This is a genomic window from Paucibacter hankyongi (genome assembly GCF_037482915.1).
In the GTDB taxonomy this organism is placed as follows: domain Bacteria; phylum Pseudomonadota; class Gammaproteobacteria; order Burkholderiales; family Burkholderiaceae_C; genus Paucibacter_A; species Paucibacter_A hankyongi.
The window spans coordinates 735,919-752,478 of record NZ_JBBHJX010000001.1; the positions used below are offsets into that span (position 1 = coordinate 735,919).

The window sequence follows — 16,560 nt, forward strand, 5'->3', positions numbered from 1 at the left end:
CGCTAGCATGGCAAGCCTATGACGCCCCGCTCCCCTTGTTTCGCCCTCTTCAGCCGCTTCCGGCAGGCCCTGCTGGCCGGACTCAGCCTCTTCACTACAGCCGCCCTTTGCCCCGGCGCGGCGCAAGCCCAGCCCGAGGCGCCGGTTTATACAGCCGGCCCGGCGCTCACCATGGAGTTGAAAAACGCCCAATGGTTTGACGGCAAGGGCTTTCGCAAAGGCACGCTCTACGTCAAAGACGGCAAGTTCACGCAACAAAAAATCCCCAAACCGCAGCGCCGCATGGACCTGCAAGGCCAATTTTTGCTGCCGCCGCTGGCCGAGGCGCATAACCACAATCTGCAAAACGCCTGGGCCTGGGGGCGCTATGCGAACAACTATCTGCGTGACGGCGTGTTCTACGCCGCCATGCAATGCGGCGAGCCGAAGGGCGTGGCCGCCGCGCGCGCTTTGGCCGGCCAGGCGGCCGGACCCGATGTGCTGTTCACCAGCGCCTGCATCACCTCGTCCGACGGCATGCCGCTGGCGCAGTTGCTGGCCGAAGAGCCGGCGCCCGGCTCGCCCAAGCCCAAGCTGGAGGACTTCGCCGACAAGGCCTTGCTGATCATCGACACACCGGAGCAACTGAACCAGAAATGGAATCTGGTCGGGCCGCGCAAGACCGATCTGGTCAAGGTAATGATCAGCCGTAGCGAAAGCCCCGAGTTGCGCGCCGAGCCCAAGCAGCAAGGCCGCCTGGGCCTGAGGCCCGAGTTGGTCCCGGCCATCGCCAAGCGCTCCCACCATGATGGCCTGCGCCTGATCGCCCATGTCGACACGGCGGCCGACTTCGCCTTGGCGGTGCAGTCCGGCGCCGATTGGCTGGCCCACCTGCCCGGCTATGTCTTTCACGATGGCGTGAACCCCGAGGCCTACCGCATCAGCCCCGAGGCCGCCGCCGAGGCCAGCAAGCGCAAAACGGCGGTGATCACCGCCACCGTCTCCAGCACGCTGTTTCGGATGCCGGTCGAAACGCAGGCCGCGGTGCGCCGCTTGCAAGTCGACAACCTGCAAACGCTGAAGGCCGCCGGCACGCCCTTGCTGCTCGGCTCCGACCTGTTCAATGGCACAGCCCTGGCCGAATTGCGCCACCTGGACGGCCTGGGCGTGCTGGACCGCGCCAGCTTGCTGCGCATCGCCAGCATCGACACACCACATGCCTTGTTCCCCAAGCGCCGCCTGGCCTGCTTCGAAGCCGGCTGTGAGGCCAGCTTTCTGCTGCTTGCCGCCAATCCGCTGCAGGATCTTGAAGCCTTGAGCCGCATTCAGCTGCGGGTCAAACAGGGGCGCTTGCTGAGCAGTCCCTAGGGCGCCGCTGAACCATCCGCCGGCAGCAGCGACAGCCGCTGCAAAGTCAATCCGGTGACAGACAAGGTCACTCAATCTTGGCTACATTGGTCCCCATGCATTCGAACCCCAAAACAGCCCCTGCCCAACTGTCGATGTTCCAGGTGCTGCTGTGCGGCGCCTTGATCGTCACTGTCTCGATGGGCATACGCCATGGCTTTGGTCTGTGGTTGCAGCCCATCACCATGGACCGGGGCTGGACGCGCGAGACCTTTGCCTTCGCGCTGGCGGTGCAAAACATCGCTTGGGGCATCGCCGGCCCCTTCACCGGCATGCTGGCGGATCGTTTCGGTCCTTTCCGCATTCTGATGGCCGGCGGCCTGCTGTATGCGCTGGGCCTGCTGCTGATGGCGCTGTCCACCTCGGGGCTGGCCTTCACCGGCAGCGCGGGGCTGCTGATTGGCATTGCCCAGTCGGGCACCACCTATGCGGTGATTTACGGCGTCATCGGCCGCACGGTCGCGGCGGAAAAGCGCTCATGGGCCATGGGCGTGGCGGCTGCGGCAGGCTCCTTTGGGCAATTCCTGATGGTGCCGGTGGAGAACTGGCTGATCGCCTACAGCGGTTGGCAAAACGCCTTGTTCATCCTGGCCTGCGCGGCACTGATCATCGTGCCGCTGGCTTTCGGCCTGCGCGAACCAGCCCGCGCAGCCAACCCGCACGCCCAGCCGCAAAGCATCATGCAGGCCTTGCGCGAGGCCTTTGGCTACCGCCGCTTTCAGCTCTTGATGGCGGGCTATTTTGTCTGCGGCTTTCAGGTTGTCTTCATTGGCGTGCACATGCCCAGCTACCTGAAGGACCAGGGCATGAGCCCCCAGGTCGCCACCTATGCGCTGGCCCTGATCGGTTTGTTCAATGTGTTTGGCACCTATGCGGCCGGTGCCTTGGGCCAGCGTTTTCCGAAGCGCTACATCCTGTCCTGCATCTACGCGCTGCGCTCGCTGGCCATCATCGCTTTTCTGACCCTGCCGCTGACCCCGGCCTCGGTCTATGTGTTTTCCGGCGTGATGGGGCTGCTGTGGCTGTCCACCATTCCGCCGACCAATGCGGTGCTGGCGCAGATGTTTGGCCTACAACACATGTCGATGCTGAGCGGCTTTGTCTTCCTCAGCCACCAGGTCGGTAGTTTTCTGGGCGTCTGGCTGGGCGGGCGGCTGTACGACACCACGGGCAGCTATGAACTGGTCTGGTGGTTGGCCGTGGCCCTGGGCGTGATGGCGGCGCTGGTTAATTTGCCGGTACGCGAGGGCGCGATCCCCCGCCCCTTGGCCGGCGCGGCGCAACGCCCGGCCGGCGCCTGACGGCCATGCCTTTCGTGGACGGCGACAATAAGCGCAGCAAGCCGAATCGCCTGCTGCTTTGGACCATGGTTCTGCTGGCCTTGGCGCTGGTGTTTGCGGCCTATTTCCAACCCGGCCTGATGGTCAGTCTTTCCGAGCAGATCTGGGCCTGTTTCTGAGTACGATGAGTTCCACTTCCCTCCCCTCCAAATGGCTGTTGCGCTGGGCGCAAGCCACCCGCCCCGGCGCTACTGCGCTTGATCTGGCCTGCGGCAGCGGCCGCCATGTGCGCCACCTGGCGGGCTTGGGCATGCAGGTGACCGGCGTGGACATCGACGCCGCAGCCACCGCAGGGCTAGAAAGCATGGCGGAAATCATCACCGCCGATATCGAAAACGGCCCCTGGCCGCTGGGCGAGCGCCAGTTCGACCTGGTGCTGGTGACCAACTACCTATGGCGCCCGCTGATTCCGCGCATCAAGGCCGCGGTGGCGCCCGGCGGCTGGCTGATTTACGAAACCTTCGCCCAGGGCCAGCAAAGCATAGGCCGGCCGGCCCGGCCCGAGTTTTTGCTGAAGACCGGCGAGTTACTGGACGCCTGCGCGGGCCTCAGCATCGTGGCCTTCGAAGACGGCTTTGAGGCGATGGCGGTCAACCCACGCTTTGTGCAGCGCGTTGCTGCCGTTCGGGATCTACCGGATGGGGATTTCCAGCGCTACACGCTCGACCAGGCCGAGAGCCCTTTGGCCTGAGTAGAATCGACGGATAAATAGGAACTCGCAATGAACGGACTTGTTGGCAGCATCGTCGCCTTGGTGACACCGATGCAAGAAGACGGCAGCATCGACTACCCCACGCTGCGCAAACTGATCGACTGGCACATCGCCGAAGGCACCAACTGCGTCTGCGTGGTCGGCACCACCGGTGAGTCGCCGACCGTCAGCATGGAAGAAAACCGCGAGGTCATCCGCGCTGCGGTGGAACACGCGGCAGGCCGCGTCACCATCATGGCTGGCACCGGCGCCAACTGCACCGCCGAAGCCATCGAGCTGAGCCGTTACGCCAAGGAAGTCGGCGCCGACTGCACCTTGTCCGTCGTACCCTACTACAACAAGCCCTCGCAAGAAGGCATCTATCAGCACTACAAGGCGATTGCCGAGGCCGTGGACATCCCGATGATGCTCTACAACGTGCCCGGCCGCACTGTGGCCGATATGCAGCCGGAAACGACGCTGCGCTGTGCGCAGCTGCCGGGTGTGTTTGGCATCAAGGAAGCGACCGGCAATATCGAGCGCGCGGCCTACCTGATCAAGCACGCACCCAAGGGTTTCTCGATCTACTCGGGTGACGATGGCACCGCAGTTGCCTTGATGCTGCTGGGCGGCCATGGCAATGTCAGCGTGACTGCCAACGTCGCGCCGCGTGCGATGAGCGAACTCTGCCGCGCGGCCCTGGCCGGCGATGTGCGCGAAGCCACCCGCATTCACTTTGAGTTGCTGGGCCTGCACAAGCAATTGTTCTGCGAATCGAGCCCGGCGCCGACCAAGTGGGCCCTGTCCCGCCTGGGTCGCTGCCAGAACGCGATGCGCCTGCCGATCACCCCGCTGACCGCGGCCGGACAGGACAGCGTAGGCAAGGCCATGCAAGAAGCCGGGCTGCTTTGAACCCGGTTCTGTGGTTCCGGGCCGCCAGTCTGCTCTAATCCCCCGATCAAGTTTTTGCCCCCACATGAAAAGCGGGCCGCACATCAGCGGCCCGAGCCCTGGAGATGTCTAGCGTGACCCGTTCCTCTTTTGTTTCCTCCGCGGCCACTCCGGTGCGCCTGGCTTGCCTGGTGTTGGTGGGTTCGCTGGCCGGCTGCAGCATGTTTGACAACACCTTCTCCTCGGACAAGGTGGACTACCGCAGCGGCGCCCGCCAGACCGCCGGCCTCGATGTGCCGCCCGACCTGAGTCAATTGGCGCGTACTAGCCGCGCACAAAGCGCCGACGGCGTGGTCAGTGCTGCCACCTTCCAAAAGAAGGGCGAGCAAGCAACTCCTTTGGCTGCTGGCGCTGCAGCCCCTGCCAGCAAGGCCAGCGTGGCCCTGAACGCGGCCGGCGATGTGCAACTTGAGCGCGATGGCGCTGATCGTTGGCTGCGCACCTCCTTGACGCCCGAGCAACTGTGGCCCCAGCTGCGCGAGTTCTGGCAAGAGCGCGGCTTTGAGCTGACCAAAGAAGTCGCCGAGATCGGCGTGATGGAAACCAACTGGAACGAGAACCGCGCCAAGTTGCCGCAAGACATCATCCGCTCCACCATCGGCAAAGTCTTCGACGGCTTCTACTCGACCGGCGAAAAGGACATGTTCCGCACCCGGGTCGAGCGCTCCAGCAAGGGCGGCAGCGAGATCACCATCAGCCACCGCGGCATGCAAGAGGTCTACACCGGCCCACAGAAAGACAACACAGCCTGGCAATCGCGCCCCTCCGAGCGCGAACTGGAAGCCGAGATGCTGTCGCGCCTGATGCTCAAACTAGGCGCCAAGGACGAACAGGCCAAGGCCGCTTTGGCCGCAGCCAACACGCCCGCCGCCACCGGTGCCACGCCGAGCACAACGGCAGTCGCCGCGACCGCCGCACCGCTGGCGCGCAAGCTCAGCGATGTGCCGGACAGCCTGCAGGTCAACGAAGGCTTCGAGCGCGCTTGGCGCCGGGTCGGCCAATCCCTGGACCGCCACGGCTTCACCATTGAAGACCGCGACCGCAAGCAAGGTCTGTTCTTCCTGCGTTACGCCGACCCCAACCAGGCCGGCAAGGAAGAGCCCAACTTCTTCCAGCGCCTGTTCAGCTCCGATACCGCGCCGACCGCTACGCGTTACCGCGTCTCGGTCAAGTCCGAGGGTGAGCGCAGCACGGTCAGCGTCCTGGACGACAAGGGCCAACTGCAGACCAGCGAGAATGCCAAGCGGATTCTGAATCTGCTGATGGACGATCTGCGCTGATCCAGCCGCAGGTTTTCAGCTCGAGACGCCGCTTCAGCCGCAGGGTTGGCGGCGTTTTTCCTTTGGCGCGGCCATGATGAAAACGACCTCTTGATGCGCTTTTGCAACCTAGGCAGCGGCAGCGGCGGCAACGCAAGCTTGGTCGAGGCCAGCCAAGGCATCACCAACACCCAGCTCCTGGTCGACTGCGGATTCAGCCTGCGCGAACTGACGCGGCGCCTGCAACGCGCTGGCAGCAGCCCAGAGATGCTCAGCGGCATCTTCATCACCCATGAACATGGTGACCATATCGGTTGCGCACTGAACCTGGCCGAGCGCTTTCGCATCCCCTTGTGGACCAGCCGCGGCACTTGGCGCGCCATTGGCAAGCCCGATTTCGACATGCAACTGCTGCACTTCGCCCGTGACGGCGAAACGATAGCCTTGGGCGATCTGCAGATGCAGGTGTTTGCCGTGCCGCATGATGCCCAGGAGCCCTTGCATCTGCGCTGTAGCGATGGCGCCCGCCACCTGGGCTTGATCACTGATCTGGGCCACGCCAGCCCGTCGGTCGTGCAAGCCTTGCAAGGCTGCCACTCGCTGCTGCTGGAGTTCAACCATGACGAGGACTTACTGCGCGCCTCGAACTATCCGGCCAGCCTGAAGCGGCGCATTCTGGGCAGCCATGGCCACCTCTCCAATGCCGCCGCCGGCGAACTGTTGCGGCTATGCCTGCATCCCGATTTGCGGCATGTACTGTGCGCCCACCTGAGCGAGCGCAATAACACGCCTGATCTGGCCGCACAGGCCTGGGCAGATGCGGTCAATGCGGCACCTCATGAGGCCCTGCTGTGTCACCAGCAGTCAGGCCATCCCTGGCTCAGCGTCTGAGGCCGGGCGGAATTAGGCAAGCCCTAAAGCGACGCCCAAAAACGACGCCCTAAAACGAAAAAACCGCCGGGCTTGCGCCAGGCGGCTTTTCAAGAATCAGAAAGAGGTCTGATTACTTGCTGACTGCGGAAGCAGCGTCAGCAGCGGCAGCGCCGACAGCCGAAGCAGCGTCAGCGGCGCCAGTGGCGACAGCGGAAGCAGCAGTAGCGGCAGCAGCGTCAACAGCGCTGGCAGCGGCGGAAGCGGCTTCAGCAACGGCAGGAGCCACGACAGCAGCTTCTTCCTTCTTGCCGCAAGCGGTCAGAGCAACAGCAGCCAGCACAGCAGCCAACAGGATCGACTTGTTCATACTTATCCTCAAAATTCGTTAAACGAAATTGCAATTACCGGTAATTTTTTGAAGCTTGACTCGCTCTTCAAAACCCGAAGGTTTCAAAAGGCTGCAAACTTCGGCAGGACAAGACGCGGAAACCTCGAGCGCTTCCATCGCCTAGCCGCTAATTATAGCGTTAGCTTTTGAAAGCTCTTAGAGACCCAAGGTCGTGCTGGCAAACGATTCGCAGCAGCGTTGCGCCAACGCATCAAAATACTCGGCCGAACGCAAGGTATCGACAGCATTCATCGATACCGCGCCGCGCCACAGCTGCTTGTCATGCAGCCTAACACTCAAAGCCGGCTCACTCCCCGCCGCAGGTTCGAGCACGCCCTCTTTGGAAACAGCCAGCTTTTGGCGCGTAAAAAACAAGGCCGCTGGCCCGCCCGGCCCTACCGCAGCCAAAGCCTCCGGCCCATAGGCCAAGGCCTGAACGCAATGACCCCAGGTGCTGCGCCATTGCACAAAACGCGGGTGCCGGCGCCGGACTTCCTCGAACTGCTCCGCCAGCAAATGCAAGCGCCGGCCAGCCCGGGCCCAGCGTTTCAAGGCTTCAAGCACTTCCGCGTCAGACCACGGCCAGTCGACAAAGCTGGCGTCCAAGCAAAACAGTTCCGGCCACTCTTCGGTGCAGGCTTGCAGCAAGGCATGCCGAAGCGCGGCGACAAACTCACCCCGCCCTTCGAACTTGCCGGCCTGCAAGGCAGTCATATCAAACCTGCGGGGCAGCGGGCTGCACCCAGCCGTCCTCGACCCATTGACTCAGCAGATCTCGGGCACCTTCGGACAACTGGGCCACCTGCTTGACGCTGAGCGTTTTGCTGTCCGCAAACAGGCGCATCAATTTGGCGTCGCGCCCGCCGGCGCGGAACGACTCGCCATTGATGAAAATGTGTGCCTTGTCGTACATCATGCGGCTGCGTCGATCGAGCGTCACGCCCAAGCCTTCTGCCAATTCCGCGCCGGCTTCAAACCAGACACGCGGCTTAGGCTCGGTCAAGGCCTCGCCCAAAGCGCGCTCGAGCGCCAGCGGTTCACGCAGCGCCCGCTCGACCGCATCACGGGCGAACTCCAGCAATTGCTCGGGCACCAAGCCCGGCGTCACCGTCGCGGCTTGTTTGGGATCGGCGTACATGCGGTTCGCATAACCCTGATCCTCATCGTCCATCAATCGGCTCAACAAGTCCTTGGCCAACTCGGCGCGCCAAGGGGTGCGAAAGCCCACCGAGCAGGTCATGCACTCGCCCACCGCAATGCCGTCATGCGCCCAGCCGGGCGGCAGATAGAGCATGTCGCCGGCGTCCAGCACAAACTCGTCCTCGGGCTCGAAGTCTGCCAGCAACTTGACCGGCACGCCCTCGCGCAAGGCGCCGCTGGTGGCCACGCCCTGGCGACCGATGCGCCAACGTCGTTGACCCTGGACCTGGATCAGGAATACATCGTAGGAATCGAAATGCGGGCCGACGCCGCCGCCATCGGTGGCGTAGGAAATCATTAAATCGTCCAGCCGCGCTTCGGGAACGAAGCGAAATTGATTCAGCAAATCGGCCGCGGCCGGCACATGCTGCTCCAAGCCCTGCACCAGCAGCGTCCAAGCCGCTTTTGAGTAAGGCGGCAGCTTGGCGACTGGGCCGGGGTACAAGGCCCAGCGATCCTTGAAGGCGCTGATCAAGCGGGACTCCACATCCTCGCTGGCGGCCAGCGCGGCCAACTCGCTGCGCGACACCGGGGGCTTGATGCCCGGCAAGGCTTGGCGGACCAGTAAAGGCTTTTTCTGCCAATGCCGGCGCATGAATTGTTCGGGGCTGAGGCCACCCAGCAGCGGAAGTTTGTCTTGGATATTCATGCGGCCATTGTCGCCGCTCGCGCCGTCCCGAAACTGGGATGCGTGACAGCTGCCGCGTCCCGATTTCGCAATCTTTGCATCTAGATCAAGGTCCGCGATGTTCTCAGCCGCCCCGGAAATCAAGCACTTAGCGCATATGTCGGGTATGCAAGACCTTGGCACGCATCCTGCATTCAAGCCCGGCATGGACCTGCAAAGACCTCTCACCCCCGGGCAACGCTGGCGCCGTCGCGCGGCCCGCCCGGCGCTATTTGTTCTGCTGACCCTGATCTTGGCAGGCGGCCTGCTGGCGCTGCGCCTGAAAGCAGAGCCGGCCGAGTTCACGGTCTCTGCCCGCGGCATGAGCTACGCCAAGGTCGAGCAAGGGCCTCTGGCGCTCGATGTGCGCGGCAGCGGCGTGCTGGTGTCCAGCGAGCTGCGTTGGGTCGCAGCGCAAAGCGAGGCGCGGGTGGAGCGCCTGCTGGCCCAGGCCGGCAGTCAGTTGAAACAAGGCGAGCTGTTGATGCAGCTGAACAATCCTCAATTGCAGCAACGTGCGCAGGAAAGCCGCTGGCAGTTGGATCAGGCGCAAGCCGAACTCAAGGCCTTGCTAGCCAGCCTGGACAGCCAAGCCATGAGTGCCCAAGCCGCCGTTCAGCGCGCCGACTTCAGTGCCCGCAGCGCCGAGCTGCAATGGCAGGCCGACCAGGAATTGTTAAAGGACGGCATGGTCTCCAAGCTCGCCTTTCAACGCAGCCGCTTCAGCGTCGAGCAAGCCAGCCAAACCCTGCAACTCGAGCGCGAACTGCTTCAGCAGCACCGCGCCGCCATGCAGGCTCAGCTGGACGCCAAACGTGCCGCTCTGGCCCGCCTGCACAAGGCCTGGCAGCGCGATCTTGAGCTGGTGGAGGCCTTGCAAGTACGCGCCCCCGAAGACGGCGTGGTGCAAGAGTTGACCCTGCAGCCCGGCCAAAGCGTGGCGGCAGGCGCGCCGTTGGCCAAGCTGGCGCGGGCCGGGGCGCTTTATGCCGAAATTCAGGTGCAGGAGGCGCAGGCGCGCGACATCGCCCTCGGCCAAGAGGCCTTGGTTGATCTGCGCACCGGCAGCCGCGAGGGTCAGTTGCGCGCCGTCGTCAGCCGCGTCGCCCCCAAGGTCAGCAACAGCCTACTCAAGGTGGATCTGCGCATTCTTGACCCGCTGCCCCAGGGCGCACGCCCCGACCTCAGCATCGACGGCAGCATCGCCTTGAACCGCATCAGCGACGCTGTCCAAGTCCAGCGTCCGGTCTTCAGCCAAGCCATGAGCCAAAGCAACGTCTACCGCATGGTCAGCGATGAGCTGGCCGAACGGGTCTCGGTGCAGTTTGGCCCCGCCTCGGTCAGCCGCATTGCCATCCAGAGCGGACTCAAGCCCGGTGACCGCATCGTCGTCTCCGACACCAGCAGCTGGCGCTTGGCCGAGCGCGTGCGCCTGCGTTGAGCCCATCAGTCCTGGCCCAAAGCCTCAAGTTTCAGCCCTACATTTATCGCCAAGAGAAAAGAGACTGCCATGACAAGCACAAGCCACGCCCCCACGCCGGAGCAGCCCTTGATCCGCCTGCAAGGCATTCAAAAAAGCTTTCTCAGCGACGAGTTGGAAACCCGCGCGCTGGACGAGGTCAGCCTGGAAATTCGCAGCGGCGAGTTCCTGGCCGTCAGTGGCCCCTCGGGCTGCGGCAAGTCCAGCTTGCTGGCCATCCTCGGCTTGCTGGACAGCCCCAGCGCCGGCCACTATCTGCTGAACGGCCAGCGCGTTGAACAACTCGACAGCCGCGCCCGCGCCCTGCTGCGCAACCGCCAGATTGGTTTCGTCTTTCAAGCCTTCAATCTGATCGGTGACCTAACGGTCGAAGACAACGTCGCCTTGCCGCTGAGCTACCGCTCTGAAATGAGCCGCGCTGAGCGCCGCGAGCGCGTCGCCGAGGTCTTGGCCCAGGTGGACATGGCGCACCGCGCGCGTCACTACCCGGCACAGCTCTCGGGCGGCCAACAGCAGCGCGTGGCCATCGCCCGCGCGCTGGTCGGCAGGCCCAGCTTGATCCTGGCCGATGAGCCGACCGGCAATCTCGATTCGCGCAATGCCGAACTGGTGATGGAACTGCTGCAAAGCGTGCATGCCAAGGGCGCGACCTTGTGCATGGTCACCCACGACCCGCGCTACGCCGCATTGGCCCAGCGCACTGTGGCCTTGTTTGACGGCCGGGTCGTCGCCGACTTGCCGACTTCGGTCATCCACCCCCACCCCAGCGCTTCACAAGCCGCCGCAGCAGCGGCCACACTGGCGGAGGCCCTGTGATGTGGGACGATCTGCGCCACACCGTCCAGGCCCTGCTGCGCCGCCCGGGGCACGCTTTGCTGAGCCTGGTGACCCTGAGCTGCGGCCTGGGATTCGCCATCTACGCCGCCGGTGTCTACTTCAGCTTCAGCGCCGGTGACATTCCTTTCCCCGAACCCGAACGCTTGGTCGCCGTGGAGGCTAGCCGCGATGGTGAGCGCACCCAGGCCAGGAGCGTGCACTACCTCGATCTGCTCGAGTACCAGGGCCATACGCCCAGCTTTGAGAGCCTGCAGCCGATCCAAGTGGCGACCGTGACGCTGGGCGGCCATCAGCAATACCCGGCCAATTTTCAAGCCGCTTTTGTGCCAGCCGAGGTTTGGGCTTGGTTAGGCCAAGCAGCCAAGCCCGAACTGGGTCGCGCCCTGCAGGCCAGCGACAGCCGGCCCGGCGCAGCGCCGGTGGCCGTCATTGGCGCGCAGCTCTGGCGTCGCTTTCTGGCCGCCGACCCGGCCATCATCGGCAGCCGGGTCAAGATCAACGGCGTGGACACCGAGATCGTCGGCGTCTTGCCCGGCGAACTGCGCTTCCCCATGACCCAAGAACTCTGGCTGCCCTTTCAGCCGCCTGTCGGCCCGCTGACGCGCGGCCATGGGCATTCGATGGGTACAGCACAGCATGTTTTGGCGCTGGGCAAACTCAAGTTCGGGGCCAGCCGCGCACAAGCCGAAGGCGAGCTGCGCTTGGTCGCCCAGCAACTGGGCCATGCCTTCCCGGCCAACAACGCCCATGTCGGCGCCCTGGTTCTGCCCTATGCGGCCTGGGGCATGCCGGACGTAGACATGATTTATCTCGGCCTGGCCGGCGCCGCCGCCCTGCTGCTGGCCCTGGTATGCATCAACACCAGCAATTTGCTGCTGGCACGCGCCAATGAGCGTCGGCAAGAGCTGGCAGTGCGCGCTGCGCTAGGTGCGCCGCGTGGCCGATTGATCCTGCAAATGCTCGCTGAAACCCTGCTGCTGTGTCTGGCGGCCGCGGCGCTCGGCGTGTTCTTCAGCGCCTGGGCACTCGACGCCACCCAGCTGGCGGTGCAGGCCACGGCAGACGGCCGCCTGCCCTTTTGGATCCACTTCGAGATGCGCCCGCAAGCCCTGCTTGTGGGCCTGGGCCTGAGCTTGCTTACCGCTTTGGCCACCGGATTGCTGCCGGCCTGGCGCGCCTCCGCCGTGGACCTCAACGCTGTGCTGCGGGACGGCCGCGGCAGCCAAGGTCGCGCCAGTGGGCGCTTTGCCCGCGCCCTGGTGTGGGTTCAGATCGCTCTGTCCAGCCTCTTGCTGCTGGCCTCGGGCCTGCAGACCTACACCGTGCATCAGCGCCTGACGGCCGGCACCGGAGCGCGCATGGAAGGCGTGCTGACCGCGCGCCTGACGCCGCGCCAGGCCCAGTATCGCGGCGACAACGACGCAGCCCGTACCGCCCGTGAGGCCCTGTGGACGCGCTTGGAGGCCCGCCTGATTGAGGCCGCCGACAGCGCCGGCGCTCGCGTGGCCATGTCCACCAGCCTGCCCGGTGGCGGCATGATCGACAGCGACCTCATCCTGCCCGAAGGCATGACGGTGCAGGACGAGCGCTATCCGGTGGGCGGCAACTACCGCGTCAACGCGGGCTTCTTCCAAGCCATGGAAGTGAAGCTGCTGGCCGGGCGCGAGTTTGGGCCGCAGGACCGCGCCGACAGCCTCAAGGTGGCGGTGATCAACCGAAACTTCGCCCAAGAGCACTGGCCCGGCCAAGACCCGCTGGGCAAGCGATTCGCCATCGTCGAAGACGGCGCCAAGAAGGACGTCGGCGCCTGGATCACCGTGGTCGGCGTGACGCCCCATGTGCTGCAAGGCATTGGCCGAGAACGCGGTCTGCGCGCCGCCAACTTCTACCTGCCGATCAGCCAGACCGCACCGACCGACATGGGCATTGCCCTGGTTGGCGTGCCCGACAACGCCGCCAGCCGCGAGCTGCTGGGCCGGGCCGTGGCGCAGGCCGACCCCAGCTTGGCATTGGAGCAGGTCTTCAGTGCCGAGGAGCGCCAACGTATCGCGCATGGCGGCGAAGAGGTGATGGCGGCCATGAGCCTGGTGCTGGGCCTGCTGACCCTGGGTCTGGCCGCCAGCGGCATCTACGGTGTGACCAGCCGGGCGGTGCAATTGCGCAGCCAGGAAATTGGTGTGCGCCGGGCCGTAGGCGCCAGCGATGCGCAGCTGATGCGCCTGCTGCTGGCCCAGGCTTTGCGGCTCTTGGCTCTGGCGCTGCCGCTGGGTTTAATCGCCGGCGCGCTGGTGCTCAGCGATGACGTCGGGCCGGGTCTGCCGCTGGGCCTGGGCGTTACGGCGGTGGCCGCGCTGATCTCGGCGCTGGTGCTGCTGTCGACCTGGCTGCCGGCGCGCCGGGCGCTGCGGCAGTCGCCCACTGCCGCGCTGAACAGCCCATGAGCCTGGGCGAGAATGGCAGGGCCATGAATAGCCAGCGTCGATGAATCCCTTGCCCTTCCATGCGCGCTCCACCTCAAGCGCCAGCCTGCCCATTCTGGTGGCCGACGATGACGCGGCCGTGCGCAGTGCCCTGCGCCTGTTCCTCAAGAGCGAGGGCTGGGCTTGCGAACTGACGGATTCACCGGAACAGGCGCTAGCGGCACTCGTCCAGGGTGAGTTTGGCCTGCTGCTGGCCGACCTCAACTACAGCCGCGACACCACCTCGGGCCAAGAGGGCCTGGACTTGATTCAGCGCGCCCGCGCTCTCGACCCGCACTTGCCCATCATTGCGATGACCGCCTGGGGCAGCGTGCCGCTGGTGGTACAGGCACTCAAAGGGGGGGCGAGCGACTTCATCGAGAAACCCTGGGACAACACCCGCCTGGCGGGTCTCATCCGCACCCAGCTCGCACTGGGCGAGAGCCAACGCCGCGCGCAAAAGCTGGCGGCGCAAAACGCCTTGCTGCTAGCCGGCAGCGCTGAGCGCGTCTGGATTGGTCAGTCACCCGCCATGCAAGCCTTGATGGCGCAGGTGGCGGCAGTCGCGCCGGCCGACGTCAATCTGCTCATCACCGGCGAGAACGGCAGCGGTAAAAGCCAGCTAGCTCAGGCCATCCATCGCCAGTCGGCGCGTGCCGAGGGGCCTTTCATCAGCGTGAACATGGGGGCCATTCCCGAGACCCTGTTCGAAAGCGAGATGTTCGGCCATGAAAAAGGCGCCTTCACCGACGCCCGCCAGGCCCGCATCGGCCGCTTTGAGCTGGCTGACGGCGGCACCTTGTTCTTGGATGAGATTGGCAACATCCCGCTGGCCCAGCAGGCCAAATTGCTGCAGGTGCTGGAAGGCGGCCAATTCGAGCGCCTCGGTTCGGCCCGCCCACGGCGTGCGCAGGTACGGCTGATTGCCGCCAGCAATGCGGACCTGAACGCCATGGTCGAGCAAGGGCTGTTTCGACGCGACCTGCTGTACCGGCTCAACAGCGTGCAGCTGCAGCTGCCGCCGCTGCGCGAGCGCGGCGAAGACATCCTGGCCTTGGCCCAGCATTACCTGGCCGAGTTTGCGCAGCGCTACAAGCGCCCGCTCAAACCGCTGACGGACGCAGCCCGCGCTGCCCTGCTGGCGCATGACTGGCCGGGCAATGTGCGCGAGTTGGCCCATTGCATGGAACGGGTCTGCCTGCTGGCGCCAGGCGAGCAGATCAACCCGGGCGACTTGGCCTTGCAGCCCGCCGCGGCGCCGGCGTTAGGCGGCCCGGCCTTGCTGCCGACCGAGCTGACGCTGGACGAGGCTGAAAAGCTCTTGATCCGCACTGCCCTGCGCCGCAACGGCGGCAATGCCCAATTGGCCGCGCAAGCGCTGGGCCTGAGCCGCTCGGCCTTTTACCGCCGGCTGGAAAAGCACCAGCTGTGAAGCACAGCTCATCGCGGCCGAATCGCGTGCCGGCCCCACGCCCGCGCCTATTCGGCTTTGCCGGGCAGATGGGCCTGCTGGCCTTGGCCGGTGGGGCTCCCGCCCTGCTGGCCGCCAACTACTGGATCTGGCAACAGCCCTGGCTGATCTACCCCAAGCTGCTGCTCAGCTTGCTCTGCAGCCTGGCCTGCTTGGGCGCCGCGTGGGCGATCTACAAGCGGGCTGAGTTCCATCTGCAGACCATTGGCAATTTGGTCGAAGGCATTGCCGCCGGCGACTACAGCCACCGCTTGCGGCGGGCCGGGCCTGATGACCTTTTGGGTCTGCAAATCAATCAGCTGGTTGACGGCCTGCACCGCCAGCGGCTGCAGGCCAAAGAGGCGATGAGTCTGGTGGACAGCGTGATGCAAGGCATTGATGTGGCGATCTTCGCCTTTGACGCGCAGGGCCACTTGCAACTGGCCAACCCTTGCGCACTCAGGCTGCTGGGCCAAACCCACTCCGCCGTGATTGGCATTTCGGCCGCTGAGCTCGGCTTGGCCGAACTGCTGAGCGCCGACACCGGGCAACTCAGCCAGCATGTCTTTCCAGGTGCCGCCGGCCTGTGGCAGCTGCGCCGGCAGCACTATGCCGTGGAAGGTGTGGTGGAGGGAAGCGAGCACACCCTGCTCTTCGTCACCGACCTGAAGCAGGTGCTGCGCGGTGAAGAAATGCAAGCCTGGCGGCGTCTGCTGCGGGTGCTCAGCCACGAGGTCAACAACTCGCTGGTGCCCATCTCCAGCCTCAGCGATACCTTGCGCAAAAGCCTGGCTTCAATGCACAGCAAGCAGCTGGATGCCAACAACGAAGAAGAGCTGGCGGACCTGGATGAAGGCCTGAGCCTGATCCATGAGCGCGCCATCCATTTGGCCGAGTTCGTACGTCGCTATGCGCAGCTGGCCCGCTTGCCCGAACCGCACAAGCGCGTCTTCGACTTGGCGGGCCTGTTGCGCCGCTTGCCGACCATGTTGCCCCAGGCGCAACTACGCCTCTGCCTGGAAACGCACGACTCCCCCGCAGGCGAAGCCCCGCACGCCGCCGCCCTGCCGCCCGAACTCGATATCCCGTTTTTTGGGGATCCGGTACAGATCGAGCAGTTGCTGATCAATCTGCTGAAGAATGGCATCGAGGCCGACGGAGCGCCGCTGGAATTGCGTTGCCATTTGCAACCGCTGCGCCTGACGGTGCTGGACCAAGGCACCGGACTGGCCAACCCGGACAATCTGTTTGTGCCCTTCTACAGCACCAAGCCGGATGGCACCGGCATCGGCCTGCTGCTGTCGCGCCAGATTGCCGAGGCTCATCAAGGCAGCTTGATTTTGCAAGCGCGGGGAACAACACGAGGGTGTGCCGCCATCCTGAACTTTGGCAACTCCCCTCAGCCCGTGCAGATGGGTCAGCACGCCGAGGACTAGCCCGGCTGTTTATCCAAATCGGCCTTTTTGAGTGGCAACTTTGCTGGGCAGGCGCCACGCCAGACGCTAACCTTTGGGCCTTGCAACGATAGCCCCGCGCTCGAAACCGTTCATCTGCAAATGGAAGAACGAACAAGCGCGCG

Annotated in this window: 15 protein-coding genes; 12 read left to right on the forward strand and 3 right to left on the reverse strand. The window is 64.7% G+C overall.

The genetic code is table 11. The features are described 5' to 3' along the window. Window positions 1–18: 18 nt before the first annotated feature. From WG899_RS03175 to WG899_RS03205, 7 genes are all read left to right on the forward strand, one after another. Window positions 19–1,347, forward strand: coding sequence for an amidohydrolase family protein (locus tag WG899_RS03175; RefSeq protein ID WP_339594157.1), 1,329 nt, complete (start codon window positions 19–21; stop codon window positions 1,345–1,347). Window positions 1,348–1,442: 95 nt separating this feature from the next. After that, window positions 1,443–2,687: an MFS transporter gene (locus WG899_RS03180; protein ID WP_339594158.1), complete on the forward strand. Its 1,245-nt coding sequence runs from the start codon at window positions 1,443–1,445 to the stop codon at window positions 2,685–2,687. Between the two features lie 5 nt (window positions 2,688–2,692). Next, window positions 2,693–2,845: a hypothetical protein gene (locus WG899_RS03185; RefSeq protein WP_339594159.1), complete on the forward strand. Its 153-nt coding sequence runs from the start codon at window positions 2,693–2,695 to the stop codon at window positions 2,843–2,845. Between the two features lie 5 nt (window positions 2,846–2,850). Beyond that, a complete protein-coding gene (locus WG899_RS03190) occupies window positions 2,851–3,417 on the forward strand; it encodes a class I SAM-dependent methyltransferase (RefSeq protein WP_339594160.1) in 567 nt (188 codons plus the stop codon). 30 nt (window positions 3,418–3,447) lie between these two features. Then, window positions 3,448–4,329 (forward strand): 4-hydroxy-tetrahydrodipicolinate synthase, encoded by an 882-nt coding sequence (gene dapA, locus WG899_RS03195; RefSeq protein WP_339594161.1) that lies wholly within the window; start codon window positions 3,448–3,450, stop codon window positions 4,327–4,329. 113 nt (window positions 4,330–4,442) lie between these two features. After that, on the forward strand, window positions 4,443–5,648 hold the full coding sequence (bamC, locus tag WG899_RS03200) for an NlpB/DapX family lipoprotein (RefSeq protein WP_339594162.1): 1,206 nt from the start codon (window positions 4,443–4,445) through the stop codon (window positions 5,646–5,648). Between the two features lie 90 nt (window positions 5,649–5,738). Then, window positions 5,739–6,518 (forward strand): MBL fold metallo-hydrolase, encoded by a 780-nt coding sequence (locus WG899_RS03205; RefSeq protein WP_444718804.1) that lies wholly within the window; start codon window positions 5,739–5,741, stop codon window positions 6,516–6,518. 112 nt (window positions 6,519–6,630) lie between these two features. Here WG899_RS03205 and WG899_RS03210 read toward each other — a convergent pair whose 3' ends face one another. The 3 genes from WG899_RS03210 to WG899_RS03220 form a co-directional block, all read right to left on the reverse strand. After that, window positions 6,631–6,867 (reverse strand): hypothetical protein, encoded by a 237-nt coding sequence (locus WG899_RS03210; RefSeq protein ID WP_339594164.1) that lies wholly within the window; start codon window positions 6,865–6,867, stop codon window positions 6,631–6,633. 177 nt (window positions 6,868–7,044) lie between these two features. Beyond that, the gene (locus tag WG899_RS03215; RefSeq protein ID WP_339594165.1) at window positions 7,045–7,602 is read right to left on the reverse strand and encodes a hypothetical protein; all 558 of its coding nucleotides are present in this window, start codon (window positions 7,600–7,602) and stop codon (window positions 7,045–7,047) included. Between the two features lies 1 nt (window position 7,603). Further along, window positions 7,604–8,737: a JmjC domain-containing protein gene (locus WG899_RS03220; protein ID WP_339594166.1), complete on the reverse strand. Its 1,134-nt coding sequence runs from the start codon at window positions 8,735–8,737 to the stop codon at window positions 7,604–7,606. 97 nt (window positions 8,738–8,834) lie between these two features. On the opposite strand from WG899_RS03220, the gene WG899_RS03225 reads away from it, so the two are divergent. The 5 genes from WG899_RS03225 (at window position 8,835) to WG899_RS03245 (ending at window position 16,417) form a co-directional block, all read left to right on the forward strand. Then, window positions 8,835–10,196 carry an efflux RND transporter periplasmic adaptor subunit gene (locus WG899_RS03225; RefSeq protein WP_339594167.1) on the forward strand — a complete coding sequence of 454 codons (1,362 nt, stop codon included), beginning with the start codon at window positions 8,835–8,837 and terminating at the stop codon, window positions 10,194–10,196. 69 nt (window positions 10,197–10,265) lie between these two features. Further along, window positions 10,266–11,051: an ABC transporter ATP-binding protein gene (locus WG899_RS03230; protein ID WP_339594168.1), complete on the forward strand. Its 786-nt coding sequence runs from the start codon at window positions 10,266–10,268 to the stop codon at window positions 11,049–11,051. Then, the gene (locus WG899_RS03235) at window positions 11,051–13,513 is read left to right on the forward strand and encodes an FtsX-like permease family protein (protein WP_339594169.1); all 2,463 of its coding nucleotides are present in this window, start codon (window positions 11,051–11,053) and stop codon (window positions 13,511–13,513) included. The genes WG899_RS03230 and WG899_RS03235 overlap by 1 nt, the downstream gene beginning before the upstream one ends. 40 nt (window positions 13,514–13,553) lie before the next feature. Next, complete coding sequence (locus tag WG899_RS03240; RefSeq protein ID WP_339594170.1) at window positions 13,554–14,963, forward strand: sigma-54-dependent transcriptional regulator; 1,410 nt, start codon at window positions 13,554–13,556, stop codon at window positions 14,961–14,963. After that, window positions 14,960–16,417, forward strand: a complete 1,458-nt coding sequence (locus WG899_RS03245) for a sensor histidine kinase (protein ID WP_339594171.1) — start codon at window positions 14,960–14,962, stop codon at window positions 16,415–16,417. The genes WG899_RS03240 and WG899_RS03245 overlap by 4 nt, the downstream gene beginning before the upstream one ends. Window positions 16,418–16,560: the final 143 nt, after the last annotated feature.